This is a genomic window from Paenibacillus sp. LS1 (assembly GCF_026013365.1).
Lineage (GTDB): Bacteria > Bacillota > Bacilli > Paenibacillales > Paenibacillaceae > Paenibacillus.
On sequence record NZ_JAPDOE010000015.1, the window covers coordinates 72,914 to 94,804 of the forward strand.

24 protein-coding genes are annotated in these 21,891 nt (G+C 43.3%); 9 read left to right on the forward strand and 15 right to left on the reverse strand.

Going from position 1 to position 21,891, the window contains the following annotated elements; genetic code table 11:
• Nucleotides 1–126: 126 nt before the first annotated feature.
• The 4 genes from OM416_RS28735 to OM416_RS28750 form a co-directional block, all read right to left on the reverse strand.
• Entirely contained in the window at nucleotides 127–870 is a 744-nt protein-coding gene (locus OM416_RS28735) for a DUF3600 domain-containing protein (RefSeq protein WP_264935233.1), read from the reverse strand.
• Complete coding sequence (locus OM416_RS28740) at nucleotides 867–1,448, reverse strand: sigma-70 family RNA polymerase sigma factor (protein ID WP_264935235.1); 582 nt, start codon at nucleotides 1,446–1,448, stop codon at nucleotides 867–869. Before OM416_RS28740 ends, OM416_RS28735 begins: the two co-directional genes overlap by 4 nt.
• Before the next feature lie 466 nt (nucleotides 1,449–1,914).
• Nucleotides 1,915–2,409 (reverse strand): hypothetical protein, encoded by a 495-nt coding sequence (locus OM416_RS28745; protein ID WP_264935237.1) that lies wholly within the window; start codon nucleotides 2,407–2,409, stop codon nucleotides 1,915–1,917.
• Nucleotides 2,410–2,415: 6 nt separating this feature from the next.
• Complete coding sequence (locus tag OM416_RS28750; protein ID WP_264935239.1) at nucleotides 2,416–2,691, reverse strand: hypothetical protein; 276 nt, start codon at nucleotides 2,689–2,691, stop codon at nucleotides 2,416–2,418.
• A gap of 161 nt (nucleotides 2,692–2,852) precedes the next feature.
• Between OM416_RS28750 and mprF the strand changes: the two genes are divergently transcribed.
• From mprF to OM416_RS28790, 8 genes are all read left to right on the forward strand, one after another.
• Entirely contained in the window at nucleotides 2,853–5,486 is a 2,634-nt protein-coding gene (gene mprF / locus OM416_RS28755; protein WP_264935241.1) for a bifunctional lysylphosphatidylglycerol flippase/synthetase MprF, read from the forward strand.
• A gap of 227 nt (nucleotides 5,487–5,713) precedes the next feature.
• Nucleotides 5,714–6,361 (forward strand): phosphatase PAP2 family protein, encoded by a 648-nt coding sequence (locus OM416_RS28760; protein ID WP_264935243.1) that lies wholly within the window; start codon nucleotides 5,714–5,716, stop codon nucleotides 6,359–6,361.
• Between the two features lie 8 nt (nucleotides 6,362–6,369).
• Nucleotides 6,370–7,455, forward strand: a complete 1,086-nt coding sequence (locus tag OM416_RS28765; protein WP_264935245.1) for a sensor histidine kinase — start codon at nucleotides 6,370–6,372, stop codon at nucleotides 7,453–7,455.
• Between the two features lie 169 nt (nucleotides 7,456–7,624).
• Nucleotides 7,625–8,128, forward strand: a complete 504-nt coding sequence (locus tag OM416_RS28770; RefSeq protein ID WP_264935247.1) for a DedA family protein — start codon at nucleotides 7,625–7,627, stop codon at nucleotides 8,126–8,128.
• Between the two features lie 18 nt (nucleotides 8,129–8,146).
• The gene (locus tag OM416_RS28775; protein ID WP_264935249.1) at nucleotides 8,147–8,728 is read left to right on the forward strand and encodes a class I SAM-dependent methyltransferase; all 582 of its coding nucleotides are present in this window, start codon (nucleotides 8,147–8,149) and stop codon (nucleotides 8,726–8,728) included.
• 57 nt (nucleotides 8,729–8,785) lie between these two features.
• Nucleotides 8,786–9,466 (forward strand): response regulator transcription factor, encoded by a 681-nt coding sequence (locus OM416_RS28780; protein WP_264935251.1) that lies wholly within the window; start codon nucleotides 8,786–8,788, stop codon nucleotides 9,464–9,466.
• Nucleotides 9,459–10,559 carry a sensor histidine kinase gene (locus OM416_RS28785; protein WP_264935253.1) on the forward strand — a complete coding sequence of 367 codons (1,101 nt, stop codon included), beginning with the start codon at nucleotides 9,459–9,461 and terminating at the stop codon, nucleotides 10,557–10,559. Before OM416_RS28780 ends, OM416_RS28785 begins: the two co-directional genes overlap by 8 nt.
• Before the next feature lie 34 nt (nucleotides 10,560–10,593).
• Nucleotides 10,594–11,193, forward strand: coding sequence for a class I SAM-dependent methyltransferase (locus OM416_RS28790; protein ID WP_264935255.1), 600 nt, complete (start codon nucleotides 10,594–10,596; stop codon nucleotides 11,191–11,193).
• Between the two features lie 56 nt (nucleotides 11,194–11,249).
• Here OM416_RS28790 and OM416_RS28795 read toward each other — a convergent pair whose 3' ends face one another.
• The 9 genes from OM416_RS28795 to OM416_RS28835 form a co-directional block, all read right to left on the reverse strand.
• Nucleotides 11,250–11,642 (reverse strand): hypothetical protein, encoded by a 393-nt coding sequence (locus OM416_RS28795; RefSeq protein ID WP_264935258.1) that lies wholly within the window; start codon nucleotides 11,640–11,642, stop codon nucleotides 11,250–11,252.
• A gap of 25 nt (nucleotides 11,643–11,667) precedes the next feature.
• Complete coding sequence (locus OM416_RS28800; protein WP_264935260.1) at nucleotides 11,668–12,450, reverse strand: SDR family NAD(P)-dependent oxidoreductase; 783 nt, start codon at nucleotides 12,448–12,450, stop codon at nucleotides 11,668–11,670.
• An 89-nt stretch (nucleotides 12,451–12,539) separates the two neighbouring features.
• Complete coding sequence (locus OM416_RS28805; protein ID WP_264935263.1) at nucleotides 12,540–13,118, reverse strand: TetR/AcrR family transcriptional regulator; 579 nt, start codon at nucleotides 13,116–13,118, stop codon at nucleotides 12,540–12,542.
• 56 nt (nucleotides 13,119–13,174) lie between these two features.
• Nucleotides 13,175–14,173: an NADP-dependent oxidoreductase gene (locus OM416_RS28810; RefSeq protein WP_264935303.1), complete on the reverse strand. Its 999-nt coding sequence runs from the start codon at nucleotides 14,171–14,173 to the stop codon at nucleotides 13,175–13,177.
• A gap of 84 nt (nucleotides 14,174–14,257) precedes the next feature.
• On the reverse strand, nucleotides 14,258–15,343 hold the full coding sequence (locus tag OM416_RS28815) for an alkene reductase (RefSeq protein ID WP_264935265.1): 1,086 nt from the start codon (nucleotides 15,341–15,343) through the stop codon (nucleotides 14,258–14,260).
• A 61-nt stretch (nucleotides 15,344–15,404) separates the two neighbouring features.
• Nucleotides 15,405–16,163: an SDR family NAD(P)-dependent oxidoreductase gene (locus OM416_RS28820; RefSeq protein WP_264935267.1), complete on the reverse strand. Its 759-nt coding sequence runs from the start codon at nucleotides 16,161–16,163 to the stop codon at nucleotides 15,405–15,407.
• A gap of 402 nt (nucleotides 16,164–16,565) precedes the next feature.
• On the reverse strand, nucleotides 16,566–17,069 hold the full coding sequence (locus OM416_RS28825) for an SMI1/KNR4 family protein (protein WP_264935305.1): 504 nt from the start codon (nucleotides 17,067–17,069) through the stop codon (nucleotides 16,566–16,568).
• A 224-nt stretch (nucleotides 17,070–17,293) separates the two neighbouring features.
• Complete coding sequence (locus OM416_RS28830; protein WP_264935269.1) at nucleotides 17,294–18,082, reverse strand: TrmH family RNA methyltransferase; 789 nt, start codon at nucleotides 18,080–18,082, stop codon at nucleotides 17,294–17,296.
• A gap of 26 nt (nucleotides 18,083–18,108) precedes the next feature.
• On the reverse strand, nucleotides 18,109–18,810 hold the full coding sequence (locus tag OM416_RS28835) for a potassium channel family protein (RefSeq protein ID WP_413775839.1): 702 nt from the start codon (nucleotides 18,808–18,810) through the stop codon (nucleotides 18,109–18,111).
• 128 nt (nucleotides 18,811–18,938) lie between these two features.
• Here OM416_RS28835 and sspI point away from each other — a divergent pair, with 128 nt between their 5' ends.
• The gene (gene sspI, locus OM416_RS28840; protein ID WP_017692323.1) at nucleotides 18,939–19,172 is read left to right on the forward strand and encodes a small acid-soluble spore protein SspI; all 234 of its coding nucleotides are present in this window, start codon (nucleotides 18,939–18,941) and stop codon (nucleotides 19,170–19,172) included.
• A 230-nt stretch (nucleotides 19,173–19,402) separates the two neighbouring features.
• On the opposite strand, the gene OM416_RS28845 is transcribed toward sspI, so the two are convergent.
• Entirely contained in the window at nucleotides 19,403–20,986 is a 1,584-nt protein-coding gene (locus tag OM416_RS28845; RefSeq protein WP_169480676.1) for a peptide chain release factor 3, read from the reverse strand.
• A gap of 351 nt (nucleotides 20,987–21,337) precedes the next feature.
• Complete coding sequence (locus tag OM416_RS28850) at nucleotides 21,338–21,736, reverse strand: DoxX family protein (protein WP_145325283.1); 399 nt, start codon at nucleotides 21,734–21,736, stop codon at nucleotides 21,338–21,340.
• Nucleotides 21,737–21,891 lie beyond the last annotated feature (155 nt).

Consider the following 21,891-nt stretch of genomic DNA (forward strand, 5'->3'; position numbering starts at 1 on the left):
GCGGAGGGCATAACCCCATCAGGCTCCAGTCTATGTGTATTTTAAACTCCGCTACATTTTCGTTTACATCACTTACGTCAACGGGTATGCCTGGATATGCAGTCTATTTCCCTATATGCCTTCTCTCTATCTCATACTAAATCCTAACTGTCTCAAATATGAATAAAATTTCTCTCTAACATGATCCAGATCCTTCTTCTGTTCCACCGATAATTGCTCCTCATGAATGCTGCCATCCTTATCCACAACGATAGCTTCATACTTCTCCATGTTCTCGAACAAGGCTTGAAATTCAATAAATTCCTCCTTCGAAAGCCTCTCCTCTGCAGCCTTGTATGTTTCAGTACGGAATTGTTCACGATCCATCATTTCCTTCTGTTCACTCGCGTCCTCTAACCGTTCGAAGAAAGGCTCCAAACTTGCCACCAGTTGGTTGTACTTCTCCTGATCCACCGTGCTCCATTGCTCTGGATGCAAATCTCCTTGTGGATCAGCATGCGCTAGAGCCATCTGTCCCAACTGTTTCAGTAGACTCATATACTGTGTGAACTCATGGTCACTAAAATACGCCTTGGCTTCCTGTAGCTTCGCTTCCAAACGATTATAATCGTCCGCTGTACCTCCCAACACTCTTATGTTTTGTTCAGAACCATAGATATCATCTGCAAGATATGTGTAGCCTGCATATGCGCCTGTAGGGATAATTAGAACTGCTGCAATTATTGCTGCGACTAACCACTTACGAGGACGCCTATTTCCTCTGGATCTACTTCGGATCGCTTTCAGCATATTTTCTTTCCCTCCTGGTGAGTTAGACCACTTCCTCGTCTCCTGGCGATAGGCCGAACGTAATTCATCTTCCAGTTTCATGCCAATCCTCCACCTTTCCTTTTCTCAAATGAATGGATTACACTCGTCTTCTGGCGTAGCTTGCCCAATGCAGCATGAATTCGTGATTTTACGGTACCGAGCGGGATATCTAGAATCAACGCAATTTCTTCTTGGGTGTATCCGTTTAAATAATGAAGCGTAACCACTTGTTGCAATTTGTATGGCAACCGACGTACTTGATCAAGCAAAGGTTGATGTGCCAATTTGCTGATTAGATCCACAGAGAAATCAACTTCCAATCCACTGTCCGACTTCTCGATTCGCTTGCTGAATCGTATTTGGGTCAGCTTCCGTCGCCGATAATTTTTCACCTGACGCATCGTTATGCCCATAAGCCAAGGACGAAAAGCACGCTTGGCATCATATCGATCCAACGACCGATACGCCTGAATATAGATATCCTGCACCAAATCTTCCGTATCAGAGACATGATTAATCAGAAATCGGACAGTCCGATACACATCCGTTACCGTTCTTTCATACAGCTCTCCATAGGCTTCATCATCCCCAGCTCGCGTTAACGCTACAAGTTCTATGTATTCATGTTCCGCTCTCATCAGCCAGCCCCTCTCCTCTATTCACTATATATTGGCATAACGAGTCCATATCGTTCGATTTATTTTCGAATAAAAAGTTTCTTGCTTCTTCGCAAGCCAATAAGATTATGCAAAAAAAGCCCACCACGTAACAACAAGATGGATTCATCCATCATTGTGTTGGATAAGCTTGCACTTCAGTTATAAATAGCCACAACAGCAACTAAAGGTATATGAGTGGCAGTCCAATCGCGATCTCTGTTTGATAATTCTAATACTTCAAACTATTAATCAATAATCCGTAAGCGCTGAAATTTCCATGGGCAAGACATTGTACTCCTGTTGAAGCAAACTTTCAATTGCATTCCAGTATGCAAAAATCCATCAGCTCCATTAAACTATACCAACGCTCATAATTGGCCGCTCTCAATTGGTTATCCATATCCAGCTCATATGAGAACGTGTCTATGCTCATCTCAAAATCTCCTTAATATACAACTAATTTCCCATTCGGATAATCGCCTTCCCACCCACAAGGAAAATGACCATTTTCGTAAATCTGGAGCAGGTCGAGGAAGAAATGCGGAAGTCTCTTACAGTCCGTGTACGCGAACTCCATAATCGAATGAAGCACGTCCCACTTCACGCAATCAACAAAGATGTGATCGAGTTGATATTGCTCCTTGTAGCTATGTAATTTTGCTGATAAAGATGAATCAATATACCCCTTTGCATCCTCCACCTTTTTATTCCAGTCGGCATATTGTTTAGGATATTTTCTGTGCAAAAATTCGGTTAGCGTATTTCTTGCCTCCAATGTGGTATGTTCCCAGCTGGCAGCTGAGTACCACTTTTCCGCCTGTACCCAACCATCAATTTGTACAATACTCTGTTTTATACTGCCTTGGGCTAAAGGAGTTCCACAATTCGTGAACCAATGAATGCTATCTATTCTGTCAAAAATCTCTTTGTTTATTTTCAATGCCATTCACCTCGTTCTAAAGTCTTTTACATAATTTTGGGACTTTCCCTCCAGATAGTTGTTATATTCATAGTATGCTTCTTCACTATTTTCTAGCAACATTGTAACCGTATAAGACATGATTTCAGTCCATTTTTTTATTAAATCCCTCTGATCCTCTGTCAGTGCGTTCTCTAACATCCTACCATTTCCAACCCACATATTGGAATAAAACTGGATGATCCATATACCCGCAATTAAATCACGATCCAGCTCTTTATTCTTAAATTCAGAGGCTAACACGTTCAGACATTCTCTTCAGAATTTCTTTAGAAATATACCCATGAAATCCTTAGTTTTTTTCAATATGATTCCTGTACAGCAGGAAACTCGCAAGATACCCGTGCCCCCTGCCCAATAACGTTAAATTCTATTTTTTTCATAAAGGTGGAGTCCAATATACAATGAAAGATTTGCTTCAAAACCTCAAGTTATTTCAGTTTCTAAAAGCTTGTTATCAATCCAAAATCATTAAAGCTCTCATCCCTGTAACGATTCTCGTCATCATCTGTGTATACGGAAGACATGAGATTCAGCGTATTAATATAGCTAGCATTATTCATGAAGTACATATGAAGCCAGTTCATGTCATCATTCAATTAATCACTGCTTCTTTTCTAGCCGTATCTGTAATGAGTACGTATGATTTTCTTATTCGCAAACAGTTTAAGCTCGATATTCATTGGATAACCACGTATCGTTACGCCTGGATCGCTAACACTTTTAATAATATGGTAGGGTTCGCAGGTCTTACCGGTGTAGGATTACGTGCGTTTCTTTATAAGAAAAGCGGGATTTCCATGAAAACAATGGGCGCCGCCATACTTTTTTTATCGCCTATTTTATTGGTTGGCCTCTCCTTGCTTGGCGGTCTTGCACTAATCGGTATCTTGCCTGTAGAACCCCTATTTGAACAACATCCTTGGCTACGACTCGGCGTATGGGGAGTTGCCTTATACTTGCCATTTTTCTTACTCATGCAACGTTCATCCCTATTCGCCAAATGGTTTAACGAGGGAAATGGCAGATTACCATGGAGCGTCATTCTCGCTTCTCTGGGTTCATCTGTTCTGGAATGGGCTTGTGCAGGAACACTATTTTGGTTGTTTGCTTTTTCTGATCTGCATCCCTTACCCTTCGCTCCGGTAATGGGGGTATACGTTGTGGCAGCCATTGCAGGAATCATTAGTATGGCTCCAGGCGGCATTGGTGCTTTTGATCTGATCGCCTTACTCGGATTGCAGACATTAGGTGTTGAGCCTTCTCGAGCACTGATGATTTTGTTGTTATTCCGCATGTTTTACTTTGTGATTCCTTGGCTCATCGGTCTGGTATTGGCCGGGCTTGAGATGCGTCCAAGTCGACAGCAATGGCAGGATATTACGAAGAACTGTTTCAATGCTACACGTAACATATGGGTCAGATGCTGGAATTGGCCTTCACGTTTCAGTTTGCTTAGTGATCTGGGTGCGTGGATGCTTGGCAAGCTCGTATTCGCTAGCGGGGTCCTTCTACTCATCTCCGCGGTTTCTCCAGGCCTTATAGATCGGTTGCGCTTCATGGAACATCTGTTATCTTTATCCATGATGCGCTTATCTGAACAATTGTCAGTAACTATCGGTATCATGCTTATCGTCATCTCCTGGGGGATATCCATGCGTATTCGCCGAGCATACTTGTGGACTGGAGCATTGTTGTTAGCAGGAGCCATTTTCACATTTGCCAAAGGATTTGATTACGAAGAAGCACTTATATTATTAACCGTGGCGTTTATTCTGTGGATATCCCCTACACGATTTAATCGTGAGAGTGTTCGTATATCTGCACGTAGCATCTGGATCTGGACGTTTCTTGCTCTAATCTCATCGTTGTCGTATTACATTATTGGGTCACAGCTGCATCCGGCTATTCTGCAACACCTGCCCATGCGTGCGCAACAATGGGTGTCACATCCTCACGACTATATGTTAACAGCGCTTAGTGGATTAATGGGCGCTTTGATTGTGATGGCTTTTGTCTTCACATTACGTCCGTCTCGCTATACAGAAATGCGCCCTGATGAAGAAGATATCGATAAATTCACTCAATTCATTGCTACAGAAGACGGTAATCTGTTAACTCATCTCCTCTATCTGGGTGACAAACATTTTTACTGGGCCCAAAATGATCAGGTTCTGATTCCGTACGCTCAAGTACGTCAGAAACTCATCGTACTTGGTGATCCAATCGGCAATAAAAACCTTGTTGGTGCTGCAATTCAACAATTTCAGAGCTATGCGCATCATTATGCATTGACCGTGGTTTTTTATCAGGCTACACCTGAATACCTATCGATCTATCATGAGAATGGCTACAAATTTTTCAAATTAGGTGAAGAAGCTTTGGTACCTCTAGACACCTTTACCCTAAGTGGGAAAAGTAATCAAAACTTACGAACAGCCTTAAATAAGTCAGATCGCGAAGGGCAGATCTTTGAAGTATTATCCCCGCCATATTCTTCAGAATTACTCTCTGAATTGCGTCGGATTTCGGACGAGTGGCTCGGTGACCGTAAAGAAAAAACGTACTCATTAGGGTGGTTCAACGAAACCTATATTCAGCGTTCACCCTTAACACTACTTCGTAATGCACAAGGCAATATTTTGGCTTTTGCAACGCTGGCCCCATCCTATAGTCAACATCAAGTCATCTCCATTGATCTGATGCGTCATCTGAATGATACACCGAATGGTACGATGGATGTGCTATTTGTACGATTGATTGAATGGGCCAAAGAACAGGGGTATTCTTACTTTAATCTCGGAATGTCTCCGCTCTCCAGCGTCGGTGAGAATCAGAACTCTCATCGTGAAGAAAAACTAGCCCGTCTGGTCTTTCGATATGGTGGGTACTGGTATGGATTTGAAGGACTACGCCGTTATAAGGAAAAATTCTCTCCGGAATGGCATGCGAGATACTTGGCTTATCCTTCAGGCATGGCACTCCCCATACTTACGCTTGATCTTATTCGGTTAGTATCCCGTTGTCCAAATGAGTAATGGTAGGGTTGAATCTGATTTCAAAAAGTCCGTCCTCATCGGGCATTAAAAAGAGCTGAGTCGTCATTATGACGTCTCGGCTCTTCTTTATGCTATCTGTTCATACCACTCTTTTTCGAAACAAACTTTACTTGATATTCAGAAATTCTTTAGAAAATCCCTCTCAAGTTCTTCAGAGTTTATCTCTACTATGGATACATTGATAAATCCGTATAGGAGTTGAGCATTTGAAGCTTTCCAGTCCGTCATCTACCAAATCAGCCTGGCTTTCCCTGCTTTGGCTTGCAGCCGTTCCAATCTTAAATATCTTCTATGGTGTGCTAAATCGGCCTGGGGATCATGTCTATAGTCTTGCAACACCCCTGGATTCCATGATCCCTTTTGTCCCGGCCTTTATCATTCCTTATGTATTATGGTATCCGTTCATTACAGGTGCATTAATAGCAATTGCTTTTAAGGACAAACGAACCTATTTTCAAACGCTCATTGCACTTTGCAGCGGTCTGGTGATCTCATACATCTTCTTCGCTGTGTTCCAGACAGCGATTGAACGCCCCAACATTCAGGGTGAGAAAGGCTTTCTCTTCACCATGGTTGATTACATCTACCGTAACGATCAACCCTACAACTGTTTTCCCAGCATTCATGTCCTGAGCAGTTATCTGATCCTTAGAGGAACGCGTGTGTTTGGACGAGCGATATGGGCGATGACTTCCACCCTCTCCGTTCTTATTATGATGTCTACCGTACTGGTGAAACAACATGTCGTCGTAGATATTGCAGGTGGCATCCTGGTTGGAGAGCTTTGTTTCCGTTTGACTGGAACAACCCTCCACGCTCTCTCATCGCGTGTTAAATCGACTCGATTGGAGTGAGATGAACATTGACAGATTCCCCCTGGTTTTATCGCAAACATCGTATTCGTTTCCATATCCTGATCAGTTCTGGTTTGAGTTTTCTGATGGCCTTGCTCATGACCTTCATATGCATGCTTCCGCTTGCCGCAGTTCATCATGTAGCCAAGCTCCATCTATTGCAATTGCACCTGGCATATCTTGTTCTTATCCTATTTACTACGTTTTTTGTGATATCTTTTTTCATTCTGACTCATCGCATCGTTAGGGAAATTGCCACTTTGGATCACGCGATAAGCATCATATCTGAAGGAGACTTGAGCTATCGAGTGCCTCGGCTTCAACTTGTTGAATTAAGAAAATTTTCGTCTCAACTTCAATCCATGGTGGAGCAATTACAAGAACAGATGATCGAGGAATATGAGAGCGAGACCGCCAAGAGAGAATGGATTGAAGGCATATCAAATGAACTTTACGCACCCCTGGAAGGGATAATCCGAAACGTGGAGTTATTAAAAACCAATTCATTTAGGAACCAGGAAGAATATAACCGGATTATACAAGAAACATATACAGATGCCTTTCAATTTCGAAAGCTAATGAATGATCTAATCCAGCATGCCCGACTCTCTTCCCATGATACCCAGTTGAATTTAGAAAAAGCGGACGTCGTTCAGCTTATGCAGCGAACCATTTCTGACTTCGAATCGACAGCGAAAGATCATGACTTTATGGTGGAAAAAGAGCTGCCTTCTTCTCCGATTATGGCTCATATCGATGTTGTAAAAATAGAAATGGCACTCCATAATCTACTATTCCATGTGCTCAAACACTCCACTAAGCCAGGTACCATTCGCCTGATCTTCAAAGCTGATCACAGACAGCTCGTTATTGGGATAGAAGGTAATTTCTCCTCTCATCCTGATGCATACGGCATACCTATGGATCGTACACAACAGCATAGCTCATCCCGCACTGCATCAGAGATCTATGCCAGAACTGCAATGGGCCTTCATATCGCCAGAAATATGATTAAGCTTCAGGGTGGCACGTTAACTTTGAATCACGCGAACAACATTATTGTTGTGACTGTGCCACTTGATCAACGTTCCTGATAGTTCCACCTGTTCAAGTCTTGCCAGTAAGTTGGCAAGGCTTTTTTCTCTTGAACACAGTTGTGTGGCTTTGCTTATGTATTCTTTAGATTTTCTTCAGAAATATGCTCATTAATTCCTTAGTTTTTTTCATTATGATTTCTATATCGACAAGAGAGGAGGCAAAACAATGATCAGTAATACGATCTTAGAGCTACTTCATCAGTATGGATATCTGATTTTTTATTTTGCCTTCTCATTAGGGCCTTTCGGGATTCCAATTCCAAATGAGATCACGATTATCAGCGGTGCCATTCTGAGCCACACAGGAGTTATCAATTCATGGATCACATACTTTTGCATTCTGTCAGGACTTTTAACGGCCATTACCTTTGCTTATTTTGCAGGAAAGATGTTCGGACCCAAGATAAAACACAGATTCCAACATCATAAACACTTCGTCAAGGCTGAACGAATTCTGAACCAGTACGGCAATTGGGCAATGTGCATCGGTTTGTTTATCCCGCTTGTGCGATACGTCCTCCCTGTGGTGATTGGGCTGAGCGGCGTTCATTATAGAAAATTTGCTCTTATTTCATATTCCAGTGCTTTGCTCTGGACCATCACCTATTTTACAGCAGGAACTTACTTCGGTGGTCCCATTCTATCTACGCTTCAATTATTCCATTTTTGACCGGATTGAATCACATATATGGAGGAACCCAAATTGAATTCCAATAAACCTTTTTTATTTCTGAAAAGCTTTCTTGAAAGCCCTAAACATGTTGGCAGCATCATACCCAGTTCCCGGTTTCTCGCCAACAAAATGGTGAATCAAGCATCTTGGTTAGAGGCAAAAGCAGTCGCCGAACTCGGATCAGGTACGGGTGCCATCACGCGTTATATTCATCAACAGATACAAGATTCAACTAAAGTCCTATTGTTCGAGATGAACGAAACGATGAGAAATAATCTGCAAACTGCATACCCGGAATTCTCCTGTTATCCAGATGCCGCTAGATTAGTGGAATCCATGAATCAAGAGGGTGTTCAGCAACTGGATTACATTTTTAGCGGGTTACCCTTCTTCAACTTTGAGCCTGAATTAAGAAATACGTTGGTAGACCAGATCTATAAGGCACTCAAACCTGGAGGGTTATTCATCGCCTTTCAATATTCACTTCAAATGAAAAAAACATTATCCGAGCACTTTATCATTGAAAAAATAGAATTAGTGCCATTGAATATCCCTTCTGCGTTCGTTTATGTCTGTCGCAAAAAGGAAACAATTTAAACATCCTGGGCTATCGTTTACACTGATGTTATCCTAATTTTTAAGGAGTGTTGAATTATGAATACCGTTCTCGTTGTTGATGATGAACCCGATATCCGTGATGTCATTCATGTCTATTTACGTAATGAAGGATATCATGTCATTGAAGCAGCCAATGGTGAAGAAGCGCTAAATATTATCAAAACAACATCGGTCCAGCTCGTTATTCTGGATGTTATGATGCCCATTATGGACGGAATCAAAGCCTGCTTCAAAATAAGAGAAGTATCAACGACTCCCATTATTATGCTATCCGCCAAGGAAGAGGACATTGATAAAATTACAGGCCTAACTACTGGGGCTGACGATTACATGGTCAAACCGTTTAATCCATTAGAGTTACTTGCTCGCGTTAAGGCTCAGCTGCGACGTCAAACACTGATCGGAAAACCAGAATCCAATTCACTTATTTTGATCAAGGAACTTGTCATTGATACAAGTAAACATTCCGTAAAGCTAAAAGAAAAGGACATTACACTAACTCCCCTGGAGTTTTCCATTTTGGTGTTACTTGCAAGCCATCCCGGACAAGTATTTAGCTCCGAGAAGATTTATGAGACCGTGTGGAAAGAACCTTACGGGTATTCGGATAATACGGTGATGGTCCATATTCGTAATCTGCGAGAAAAGCTGGAAGTGAATCCACGAGAACCTCAGTATATTAAAACAGTATGGGGAGTGGGTTATAAAATTGATTAGACGATCTAACCCCTTTCAGCGAAATAGAAAGAAAAAAATTCAGATTAACATTTTGATTCGAGTTATTTTGAGTACGATTGCTGCAGCCGGATTTAATAATTTGCTCATTTACCTCTCTATAGAGGTTTTTGAAGCGTGGGGACACGCCTGGTTTCGCAATTCGCTTCCGTATGTCATTACTCCCATTTTTATACTAACGTTTATCTTAACTTTTCTTTTATTAACTCGTCGAATGGTTAAAGATATTATTCGCCTGGAGCAAGGGCTTCAATTCATTTCAGAAGGAAATCTGGACTACCGTGTACCCGTTAATCGACAAGATGAACTTGGACGAGTCGCTTCCAACATTAATCACATGACTGAACAACTGCAGCTACAGATGATCAAGGAGCGCGAGCTGGAGAAATCCAAGATGGACATGATCACGGGTATCTCACATGATCTGCGCACACCGCTTACCAGCATAATCGGGTATATTGAGCTTCTGAGAACAGAATCCTTTCAAGACAAAGCAGAGTATGACCGCTTCATTCAGAACACCTATAACAAAGCAACGCATTTAAAGAAGCTGCTCGATGATTTATTTGAATACACGCGTCTAACCTCAATAGATACCCAATTGGATATGAAAAAGGTTGACCTATATCAACTCTTGGATCAGTTGTTGTTTGAATTTGAACCTTTAGCTCAGGAGAATGGTATCCATATCGAGAAAGAAATTGGTGATGCCCCAGTTATGGCCTGCGTGGATAGTGATAAGATTGCTCGGGCCATCGATAATCTTCTCATGAACGCCCTGAAGTATTCCTTTAAGCCGGGTACGATCCATGTTCGAATGAGTATGCAGCATAACCAAGTTACCATTGAAGTAGAGAATAAAGGCATGCCACTAACGATAGAGCAAAAAAACAGACTGTTTGATCGCTTTTATAAAGTGGATTATTCGAGAAGTAGCGAAGGCATTCAGACGGGGTCTGGTCTGGGTCTCTCGATTGCAAGAAATATTGCGGAGCTACATCAGGGTACTTTAACACTACAACATACACTTAACGTATTTACGTTCCAACTAAGCTTGCCTTCTAACATCCAGTGAAACATCAATAGCATTGTTAATGGAGGATACCGCAATGAAAACATCTGAACCACTTCTTTTCCTGCAAGGATTTCTGAAGAACCCCAAACGCGTAGGCAGTGTCCTCCCCAGTTCCAAATTTCTAGCCCATAAAATTGTCCAGTCTGTACCATGGGATGAGGTTAGAACCGTCGCTGAGCTGGGGCCAGGAACAGGTGCCATCACACGTCTCATGAGAGCACAATTACCGCAATCTGCAACCGTGTTTTTATTTGAAAGAGACCCCAAAATGAGAAGTAATCTGAAGAAAACATATCCTGAATTCATGTTCCATTCGAATGCATCCTATCTATTGAAAAGGATAAATCAAGAATATGTGCATCAGTTAGATAGTATCATTTGCGGACTGCCCTTTTTTAATTTTTCCAGAGAAATGAGGCACAACATTCTGTCACAGATCCATACAGCGCTCCGTCCTGGTGGCACGTTAGTTTTATACCAGTACTCACTTCATATGAAGAAACAATTAGCTGAGTTATTTAAGATTGAGAAGATTCAATTTGTGCCCTTCAGCTTCCCTCCTGTATTTGTGTATATTTGTCGTAAGAAGGACGAGGAAGGACACGGTGAAACGAGAGAATTGGGAGAAACCTGATTGCATTATTACTACAGCACTCAATTGATTTATCCATATCATGTTTTGTTACATTTTCATTTTATGGTTGCCAGCCAATGAAATGCCTCATCTATGTCATGGAATTCTTGAGTTGGATTGGATATGTCCATTCCTGAGAGCATTCGGTTTGCACTTGATTTAGCTATCGCTTTATGGGGAACAATCAGTGCTGAATACGTAATTCCGGCCTCCATTGATCTCAGATACCACTCTTGTGCAACCCATTCTTGGTCATCTGGCGAAATAACGGCCAAGTGACGGCTATCGTATAACGCCTTATTTGTGCGTTTTTGCACCGCTAACTCCAACACTTTATTAAGCGGTATACGATATTGTTCACCTTTCGCAAAGCTCTTCCATTGCAAAACAACTACCTTATTTTCTTCATTCCATGTAACAGTTGCTTGAGGGGAATCATAAAAAATCATTTCGACCAGCTCCTTTTTTTAATATTTAATGTCCTGTCTTGTCTTGGGACGATCTAATCATGCGAGTCATCATCTTACGTGGTAACAAGCGCGGCATAAATGCAATGAATCGATTTCGAGCTCCAGGCATAATTAACGTCTTGCCACGCAAGAAGCCTTGATATCCTTCTTCCGCTACCTGTCCAGCTTCCATGATTGGGCCCTGCAACATCTTCGAGACCCCCATACCCGACCGATCAACAAACCCGGTGGATGTCAGGCCTGGGCACAGTGCCGTCACCGTAACGCCAGTTCCGCTTACTTCATTCTCCAAAGCCTCGGTGAATGATAGTACGTACGCCTTTGTTGCGTAGTATACCGACATCATCGGTCCAGGGAAAAAGCCTACCAATGAAGCCACATTCATCACGCCGCCGTGCCCACGTTCGATCATGCCCGGCAAGAACAGTTTTGTCATGACGGTTAAAGCCGTTATATTCACATCGATCATATTGACTTCTTGTTCCAGATCCGTTTCCATAAACGTCCCGAACAGACCGAAGCCTGCATTATTGACAAGATAGTCAACAACAATGCCCTTTTCCTTCAGCTCATTATAAATCTCCTGTGGTACCCCAGGTGCCGCTACATCTTTGGCAATAACCGTCGTTTGAATACCATACTTTTTCTGATACTCCTGAGCTAGATCCTGTATCTTACCCTCGCTTCGTGCTACCAGCACAATATGATGTCCACCTTTGGCAAACCGATCTGCTAACTCTTTACCGATCCCACCCGATACGCCTGTGATGAGTACTGTCTTCCTCATGTTGTTGCCTGCCTCTCTTTGCTAAAAAATATGCTTCATCTGGAACGTCAATATTAGAATGAACATTCTATAATGTTGAAAAAAATAGACTACCTCAGTATGAGATCCATGGATAGCATCGCTATACGAAGCAGTTTTTCCTTGGTCATCGAAGTCTTGGCCATTACCCTTAACCCAACGCCTACATTATGCAGATATTCCGCCAATACCTCGGCGTTGTACTCCGTAGTGAATTCATTTTCTCGCTGTCCCCACACCATGATGTCCTTGATTAGTTTCTCGGTATTTGCAAACATCTCCTTCGATCGGTTGTTCATGTCGTCATCCCGTGCCGCTAATTCTACCGTCGAATTGACAATAAAGCAGCCTGATGCTGGAGATTCCTCTCCATGAATTAAAGAAGAAAATATAAACTGAAGTGCTTCAGTTGCCGTTTTGGAACGCTTTACGCCTGCTGCAAGGGCGGAGCTGATTTTGCGATCATACAGGTCTACTGACTTTAGAAACAAGGTATGTTTGTCGCCAAATGTGTCATACAAGCTTTTACGATGAATTCCCATATGATTGACCAGATCCGTCATAGACGTCTTCTCATAGCCTTGTTCCCAAAAAAGTTTCATCGCTTTATCCAGTACAACAGACTCTTCGAACTCTTTGCTTCTTGCCATTAGCTTCCCTCCTGTTCAGAAAACGAACATTGAAATAACATGCTCTCGTTAGGCCTTTAAAAGGTAAGAATGACTTTACCCTGGGAGTGACCCGTGGACACTTTAATCAATGCCTTTTCAATGTCATCAAACGTATAGGTTGAATCGATCGAGGGTTTGATTCCTTCTTTTTCTACAAGGGCTGTGATTTCTTGTAATTGACGCCCACTGGAGTGCACGAATATAAAACGATATTCATTTTGATTTTTACGCGCTAAAGAATCCAGGCGTGCACCTACGAGACCAAACAATGCTTTTTTCCACATCGGAAAATGGCTGTCCGCTGCAAAACGATAATTGGGCCCCGCTTTCAAAGAAACTAATTTCCCCTGTGGTTTCAAAATGCTCAGTTCAGCTTTGATTTCATCCGCACCCAAGGTGTCAATCACATAATCGATATCGGACAGGATATCAGCATAATGTTCGGTTTTATAATCAATGAATTGATCTGCTCCGATCGACAATGTACGTGATCTGCCTCTTTCGCTGCCGCTTGTAATCACCGTTAGCCCCATGGACTTGGCCATCGGGATAGCCATCGCACCGAATCCACCGGTTCCTCCAGGTATAAACAGCTTTTTATTTGGTTCAGCTCGGAGTACATCATGCAATGCTTGATACGCGGTCAAGGCAGTAAGGGGTACTGCAGCAGCTTCGATAAAAGACAGATTTTCAGGCATGATGGATAAAGCATCCTCATGTACAGCCGCATATTCAGCAAAAGCACCAATTTTATTTAGTGGCAACCTGGTATAAACCTTATCACCCACTTTAAAATTCAAAACATCATCACCGACAGCTTCAATGACACCAGATAGTTCATTACCTAAAGTTAAAGGTAACGTATAGTCAGCAATCATCCGAACACTACCATTCATATTCAAGATATCCAGCGGATTTACACCCGCAGCTTTCACTTTGACAAGAACCTCATGGCTCTGAATCTGAGGTATCTCAATATTATTGATTTCCACTTGGATTTTTTTGGAGTATTTCCGTATTTGGACTGCTCTCATCATTTATCCACTTCCTTTGCTTATAGACTAAGAACATGGCGCGCAATGTTCAGTTGTACGCCATGTTCCAGGCTTGGCTTTGTGCTAGTGTTGCCCCTCTTGTGACTTTAATTCTTCCAACGTAGGATAGTCCGTGTAACCTTTACTTCCCATTCCAAAAAATGTTGTCGGATCTGCTTCATTCAGTGAAGCACCTTGTTGAAGTCGTTCCACCAAATCTGGATTGGCTAAAGACCATACACCAACTGGTACCAGATCAGCAAGACCTCGATCTAGATCTACACTGAGATCCTCCAAAGTTCTTCCAGCCCGATTGACCAACAATGGATTTTGCCAGATTGAACGAATGTCTTGCAGCAGGTTCTCATCTCCAAGGTGCATCACATGAAGGTAAACCAAGTCCAATTGCGCCAATTCTTGTACAAGGTAGCGATAGAGTTCAGGACCTTGTTCACCATCTTGAATTCCACCCAGCGGTGTCCCTGGCGAAATACGGAAGCCTGTTCGTTCTGCGCCTATTTCCTCCACGATGGCTTTCGTTACTTCAATCGCGAAACGAGCACGATTTTCAATAGACCCGCCATACTCATCTGTGCGTGTATTTGAATTTTCTCCGAAGAACTGATTAATCAAATAGCCATTGGCTCCATGAATTTCGACGCCATCTGCCCCTGCTTCGATCGCTGCAGCTGCTGCTTTTCGGAAATCGGCGATGGTGGTTTGAATATCTTCCTGACTCAATTCCCGTGGAACGGGGATATCCTGCATCCCTGTGGCCGTGAACATTTCCACACCCGGTGCGATTGCAGACGGAGCAACTGGTTGACGATGATGCGGGGTATTGTCCGGATGTGACATGCGGCCAGCATGCATTAGTTGGATGTATACATATCCACCAGCTTCATGCACAGCATCCGTTACCTTTTTCCATCCTTCAATATGCTTGTCGGTGTAGATGCCAGGTGACCATAAGTAACCTTGTCCATCATCAGAAGGTTGTGCACCTTCCGTAATCAGAAGTCCCATGGTTGCACGCTGAGCATAATACAATGCAGCCAGCTCTCCAGGTGTACCATCTTCTTGCGCTCGACTACGTGTCATGGGTGCCATCGCTAGTCGATGGGGCAGTTCCATGTTGCCAATTTTCGTTTTACTCCATATCTTTTCCAATTGAACGCGCTCCTCTTCTTATTTAAGATTTTGTAGATGTATTCTCTGAAAATCTGCTGTATTAATTCAATTCTGAAATCACCGGGTAGATTGCGCCTGTCAGTTGGAACTCATAGTTCTGGTCTACAATTCCTACGACCACTTCATTGTGATCATACAGATTGATCATGAAGCCTGCCATTTCTTTAGCTGTGTGATATTTAGGCATATTCGCTTTGTAATCAAAAGCTTCAGCATCTAGTGATTTTTGTACAAATTCTGTTTCCGTAATCGCTGGTGCAAGTACCTTCGCTTTTAGTTTTGCACCTTTCAGTTCCAGTTCTTTGGCAAGACCTTCTGTGAAGGCACTCACGTAGTATTTGGATGCAGAATAAGTAACACTGCCTACAGCAATGGCATATCCGAGCGCGGAGGAGACGTTAATCAACTGAGTACCTTCGACATTCGCGTAATCTCGCACATACAATGTAGATAGAATGGTCAAGGATTCAATGTTTACACGCAGCATGGTCTCCACTTTATCCAAATTCTGATCAGCAATAAACGAGCCTTCTCCAAGCCCTGCATTATTGATCCAAGTCTCAATTTCATATTCCTTCAAATCGTTATACAGCGTGTACGCCTCTGCGGTAACAGACAAGTCGCTTATATGAACGATAACATTTACTTTAGGGTCGATACCCTGAATAGTCGATTTAAGGTCTTCCAGCTTATCCAATCTTCTAGCTACCAAGATCAAGTTCTTGCCCCGTGCTGCAAATGCCAATGCTGTTTCATATCCGATTCCTGAACTTGCTCCTGTAATTACGGTGTATTTCATCTTATTCTCTCCCTCATATTGTTTAGATTAGTGTGATTTTAGTTTTGAGAACGATCGTTCTTTATTGTGCAAAAAAAAACAGTTAGATCTAACTTGCTGTTAGCATACCATTTCTAGAACGAACAGTAAAGTATTATTTTATATGTAGCAAATGTGCTTGAAACATACTTAAATGAGAATAAAATCATGCTATATAAACCCATTTTTATATCATAAGTTAAGAATTCCTATATCGTTTCATAAGTTCTTTCATTGAATAATCTAATGTCAGGCTGCTGGCCACAAGTATAACCATCAGGGCAATCAGCATTAGGCGAACATGCCTTACCCCGGTTTCGTTTACGAAAGTGATGACTTCACATATTTCCTTCCATCACTAAACATCAACCTTTCCTGACTACGCTAATCTGAATTCGACATCATCCATGCCAGAAATTCTCCAAACGAATCGGATACCTTTTCAACCTCTTCAAATTCAGGTTCACATCCACGGACAATAGCTCCACTGTCGGTTGTTAAGTCAATGGCATAGAAGGAATATCCATCCTCCACAGACATTACGATCGGCAAGTGATGATCCCACCAGGCCGTTATCTCTGACTGCCAAATAGAATCACCCTCTGCTGCCTCCAAACTAAGCATTTCAAATTCATTCCATTGGAATGCGGTCTCCATGCTATTGTTGAACTCAGCCTCACAAATAAACCAGGTTTGTTCATCCGGTGCAACGCATTTTTCAACTACATTTAGAAATTCTAAATATTCATCTGGAAGTCCCTTATATCTTGAAGTAATGCCGCTGTTTAAATGTAACTGTGAACCGGATTTACTCATTATGTCCCAGCCCTTTTTCCCAGCCCAAGTCATAAATTCTCTAAAGTGAGTGTTTCCTTTTCCATTATTCATTTCCAAATTATACAACCGCCCTTCAGCTTAAGAAATAGAAACTATAACACCTATTCGGGATTTGAATGAAAAATCCCTGCTGTGGTGCTTCAAAGAGAAAGACAAAAAGACTGGAAAAATGGCCCAAGAAAAACGGCAACCAGGTTCCAGCCTTTGGTGGTTGGGGGAAAGTTAATTTTAGTTAGAGACAGTTATTTGAGATTTGGACAGGAATTATGTATCGGTTACACCATCCGCTGTCTCATTGCCTCAAACAACAGAATCGTTGCCGCCATTGCCGCATTAAGCGATTCTGCCTGTCCTTGCATCGGAATCGTAATCGCATCATCCACCAAGCGTGCCGTGGAATCCGAGATACCCTTGCCTTCATTGCCAATTACGAGCCATACCGACTGCGTAAAATCATAGCTATAACATGAGTGCTCTGCCTGCAAAGAAGTACTGACCAGCTTCACGCCCGCAGCCTTCGCTTCAGGAAGCAAGGATTCCAATTGGCCCTCCACAATGGGCAAATGAAACAATGACCCCATCGTCGAACGAATCGTCTTCGGGTTATAGACATCAGCACAGCCCGCGCCAAGTACAACCCCAGCTGCTCCAGCTGCATCCGCACTACGAATAATCGTTCCCACATTACCCGGGTCCTGCACCCCATCCAGCACCACGACAAGCCCGCGCGTTCCGGTGATCAGGCTTTCCAGTGGCTCGCTGCCTTTACGTACAATTGCAAATACAGGCTGTGGTGTCATCGTATCCGTACATTTGGCGATAACCGCAGGAGATACGCTGACCCATTCCACACGCTGAAGCGGGTTCTCAAGCCCTGTCAATTCAATCGATACACCTTGCTCTCCATCGAATACGATGCACTCTAGATCTGCTCCAGCGCGCAATGCTTCCTGTACAAGATGAATACCTTCAATCATATATTTATGTTGACGGGTACGATGCTTTTTCTCCAGCAGCTGCGCCCATTCTTTTACACGTGTATTTTGCGGTGATACAATATCCATCTTTCCATCCTTCCCATCTGCATCCATCACTTCGGATACGCAAGCTCCATTTTCGTCAAATGATCCTTGTGACCCACAATGATCAGCACATCTCCAGCTTCGATCCGATCCTCAGCGTACGGCGAGATGTTCATCGAGTTCCCACTGCGGATCGCCATCACGTTACAACCAAAACGTGCCCGGATGTTTAATTCCATCAGGTTTTTACCGATCATTTGCTCGGAGGCTCTCATCTCCAAAATGCTGTAATCCTCAGATAACTCAATGTAATCCAGTATATTAGGCGAGGTTAGATGATGGGCAACGCGCAGTCCCATATCCCGCTCAGGATAGATGACTTTATCTGCGCCAATCTTCTGTAGCACCTTACCATGAAGCTCATTTTGAGCTTTTACGATCAGCACCGGTACGCCCATATCTTTCAATATCAGGGTTGTCAGAATACTCGCCTGAATATCTTCACCAATCGCCACAACGACAACGTCGAAATTCCGTATGCCCAGCGCACGCAGCGCTTCTTCATCTGTTGAATCTGCCGATACCGCATGGGTCACCACATTGGACATTTCCTGAGTCCGCTGCTCGTCCGCATCAATTGCCAGCACGTCGAATCCCATACCGCTCAGTGCATTGGCAACACTTGATCCGAACCGTCCCATGCCAATTACGGCATATTGTTTCTTGGCCATTAGGGTCTTAACCTCCCGCTGCACTTCAGCATGACACATCATTACGGATACCCATGCTAACGTAAATAATCCTTCGTAGTATACCACAAAGCCTGATAAACTTGAATGCGCTCGCGCTTCCCAGGGAACAGTATTAGAGCAGCCGAATATACGAGGAGGGAATTGCGATGCCCATTACATTAAGCCTGCGTGAAGCGATTGTTCATAAAGTTCATGACAAGAGTGATGATCAGCTCCGGGAGATGATTGAAGGTTCAGTAGATGGACCGGAAGCTGCATTACCTGGACTTGGCGCCATTTTCGAGATGATCTGGAAGAACACAGAACCTGCCAAGCAAGAAGAACTGATTCAAATCGCGCAGGAGCATCTGCACACCATTCCCGTCCAACCGCTTAGCTAATCGAAGCAGTGGAGGGTGAGGTAACCATCAAACCGTTTGTTCTGTCTGCAAAAGAAAGCTTTCCCTTATTCGGCTGGATCATACCCGCCTCCAGGTAAGGTGTATAGCAATAGATCCCCCCGCCAATCGGCGGAGGGATCTTATTTTTTGACAAGCTCTATCTCATCGCATGAGCTTGTCACGTTCAACTAATCCTTTTAGTGATTACCGCGCAACACATCTACCTTTACTTAAGGCGCAGTCTCTAGGAATTTAGCTGTAGGATTTTTATCTATAGCCGTTCTCATTGCGTACTCATTTTCGAAGAGCACTACATAATTCCCTTTTTTATCTTTTACAAGCGCAGAGTTAATCCGGAATTTACTTGCGTCCAGATTCTCGTCCACGATCCAGCGAGCGAACTGATAAGGCATGCGCTGCAACTGCACGTCTACCCCATATTCGCCTTTCATCCGGTATTCAAATACCTCGAACTGAAGTTGACCAATTACGCCGAGAATCGTCTCGTCGAAACTTGCTGTCTGGAACACCTGAATCGTTCCTTCCTCCGTCAACTGATCAATTCCTTTTTGGTACTGTTTATGTTTCAACGCATTTTTTACGGTAACTTTAGCGAAAATCTCTGGCGAGAACGTTGGCAATTCTTCAAAGATAACCTCGCTGCCTTGGCTCAATGAATCGCCAATCCGGAAGATACCTGGATCGAACAGACCAATAATATCGCCGGCATACGCCTCTTCTACAATATCCCGGTCTTGTGCCAGGAATTGCTGTGGCTGTGACAACTTGATCTCTTTGCCGACACGGTTATGCTTCACACTCATGCCACGTTGGAACTTGCCTGACACAATACGCAGGAACGCAATACGATCCCGGTGTGCCGGGTTCATGTTCGCCTGAATCTTGAATACATAACCGCTGAATTTCTCATTCGTTGGCTGAATCTCGCCTACTGTACTCCGGCGTGGTTCGGGCTTCGGTGCCAGTTCCAGGAAGTTCTCCAGGAAAGTCTGTACGCCGAAATTGTTGATCGCACTACCGAAGAAAATAGGAGTCAGTTCGCCACGTTGAACTTTCTCCATGTCGAATTGGTCGCCCGCGATATCCAGTAACTCCAGATCCTGACACAATTGATCATGCAGATATTCTCCAGCCATCTCACGGATAATCGGATCTTTGTATCCATCTACCTTTTGTACTTTAATCGTCGAGTGATCGTCCCCTTGGAACAACTCCACCTGATTTTTCATCCGATCATAGACACCACACAGCTCGCGACCTGTACCAATAGGCCAGTTCATTGGAACCGAACGAATACCCAGTACATTTTCAAGTTCTTCCATCAGGTCGAATGGACTTTTACCCTCACGGTCGAGTTTGTTGATGAACGTAAAGATTGGAATGCCACGCTTCGCACACACCTGGAACAACTTGATCGTTTGTGCCTCGACACCTTTTGCCACGTCAATCAACATTACCGCGCTATCGGCAGCCGTCAGTGTACGATACGTATCTTCACTGAAATCCTGGTGACCCGGTGTATCCAGAATGTTGACGCGGTGATCCAGATAATCAAATTGCATAACGGAAGACGTAACCGAGATCCCCCGTTGTTTCTCAATTTCCATCCAGTCACTTGTTGCGTGCTTGCTGGCTTTCCGAGCTTTTACCGTTCCCGCAAGGCGAATCGCGCCCCCGAACAGCAACAGTTTCTCGGTTAATGTAGTTTTACCCGCATCCGGGTGAGAGATAATGGCAAACGTCCGGCGTTTGTCCACTTCCTGTTGAAGAATATCATTTGCAGCTTTGCTCATAGGTTTAATCCCTTTCGTCCGTTCATTCACGTTAATCCGGCATGGCCGGTCCATCATTCAATCTTTATGCAATCCGGCGAGGCCGGTTGATTGTACACGAGTTTTTACGTACTAGCTATTTACACACTAGATTAATTTTACACATTTACAATGGAGTTCATCCTCCTCAAATCTGTGCTTTCATGCATACCGTGAACTGCTTCTTAACCCAACTCTCCTATTGTACCATAATCTGTACCGAAAATAACCGATTACTACAGCAGATTCTTCTCTTTTCATTTGCAAAAAAAAGCACCCTTCAGCCATAATCATGGCATCCAGGTACTCCTCATTCATTTCTCGTTATCGAGTTTAGAAAATCAATGCATCCAGCGCGTATTGTCCGCCACCCGTCAGGGCAAGTGCTACACCAACAACGAGAATCGCGAGATTATATTCAAATCCGTTCTGCGTGGACCAGTATCCGTTCGCTCCATGGACTTTCACAATGGCAATGACCATCGTCAGCGCAATTAGAATGCCACCTACCGGTGTGAGCAGACCCAGAGCCAGCAACAGTCCGCCCCCGAACTCAGCGAGTCCAGCCAGTAACGCCACCAATGCACCGGGTTTCATACCCATCGACTCAAACCAGCCGCCAGTACCCTTGATCCCGTAACCTCCGAACCATCCAAACAGCTTTTGTGCCCCGTGCGCCATGAACGACAATCCAATCACCAAACGAATCAACAACAACCCTAAATCCAACATCATTTTCTTTTCCTCCATTCAATATATACAAAATAGTATTCTTAGATTAAAGATATTATGCTAATTTTTTTTCTCCATGATATCGTTTTGAAACCCCTTCACCTGTTTCACATTTCATCTCATGAATCGTGCACTTATCCGAAAAGTTCATCGGG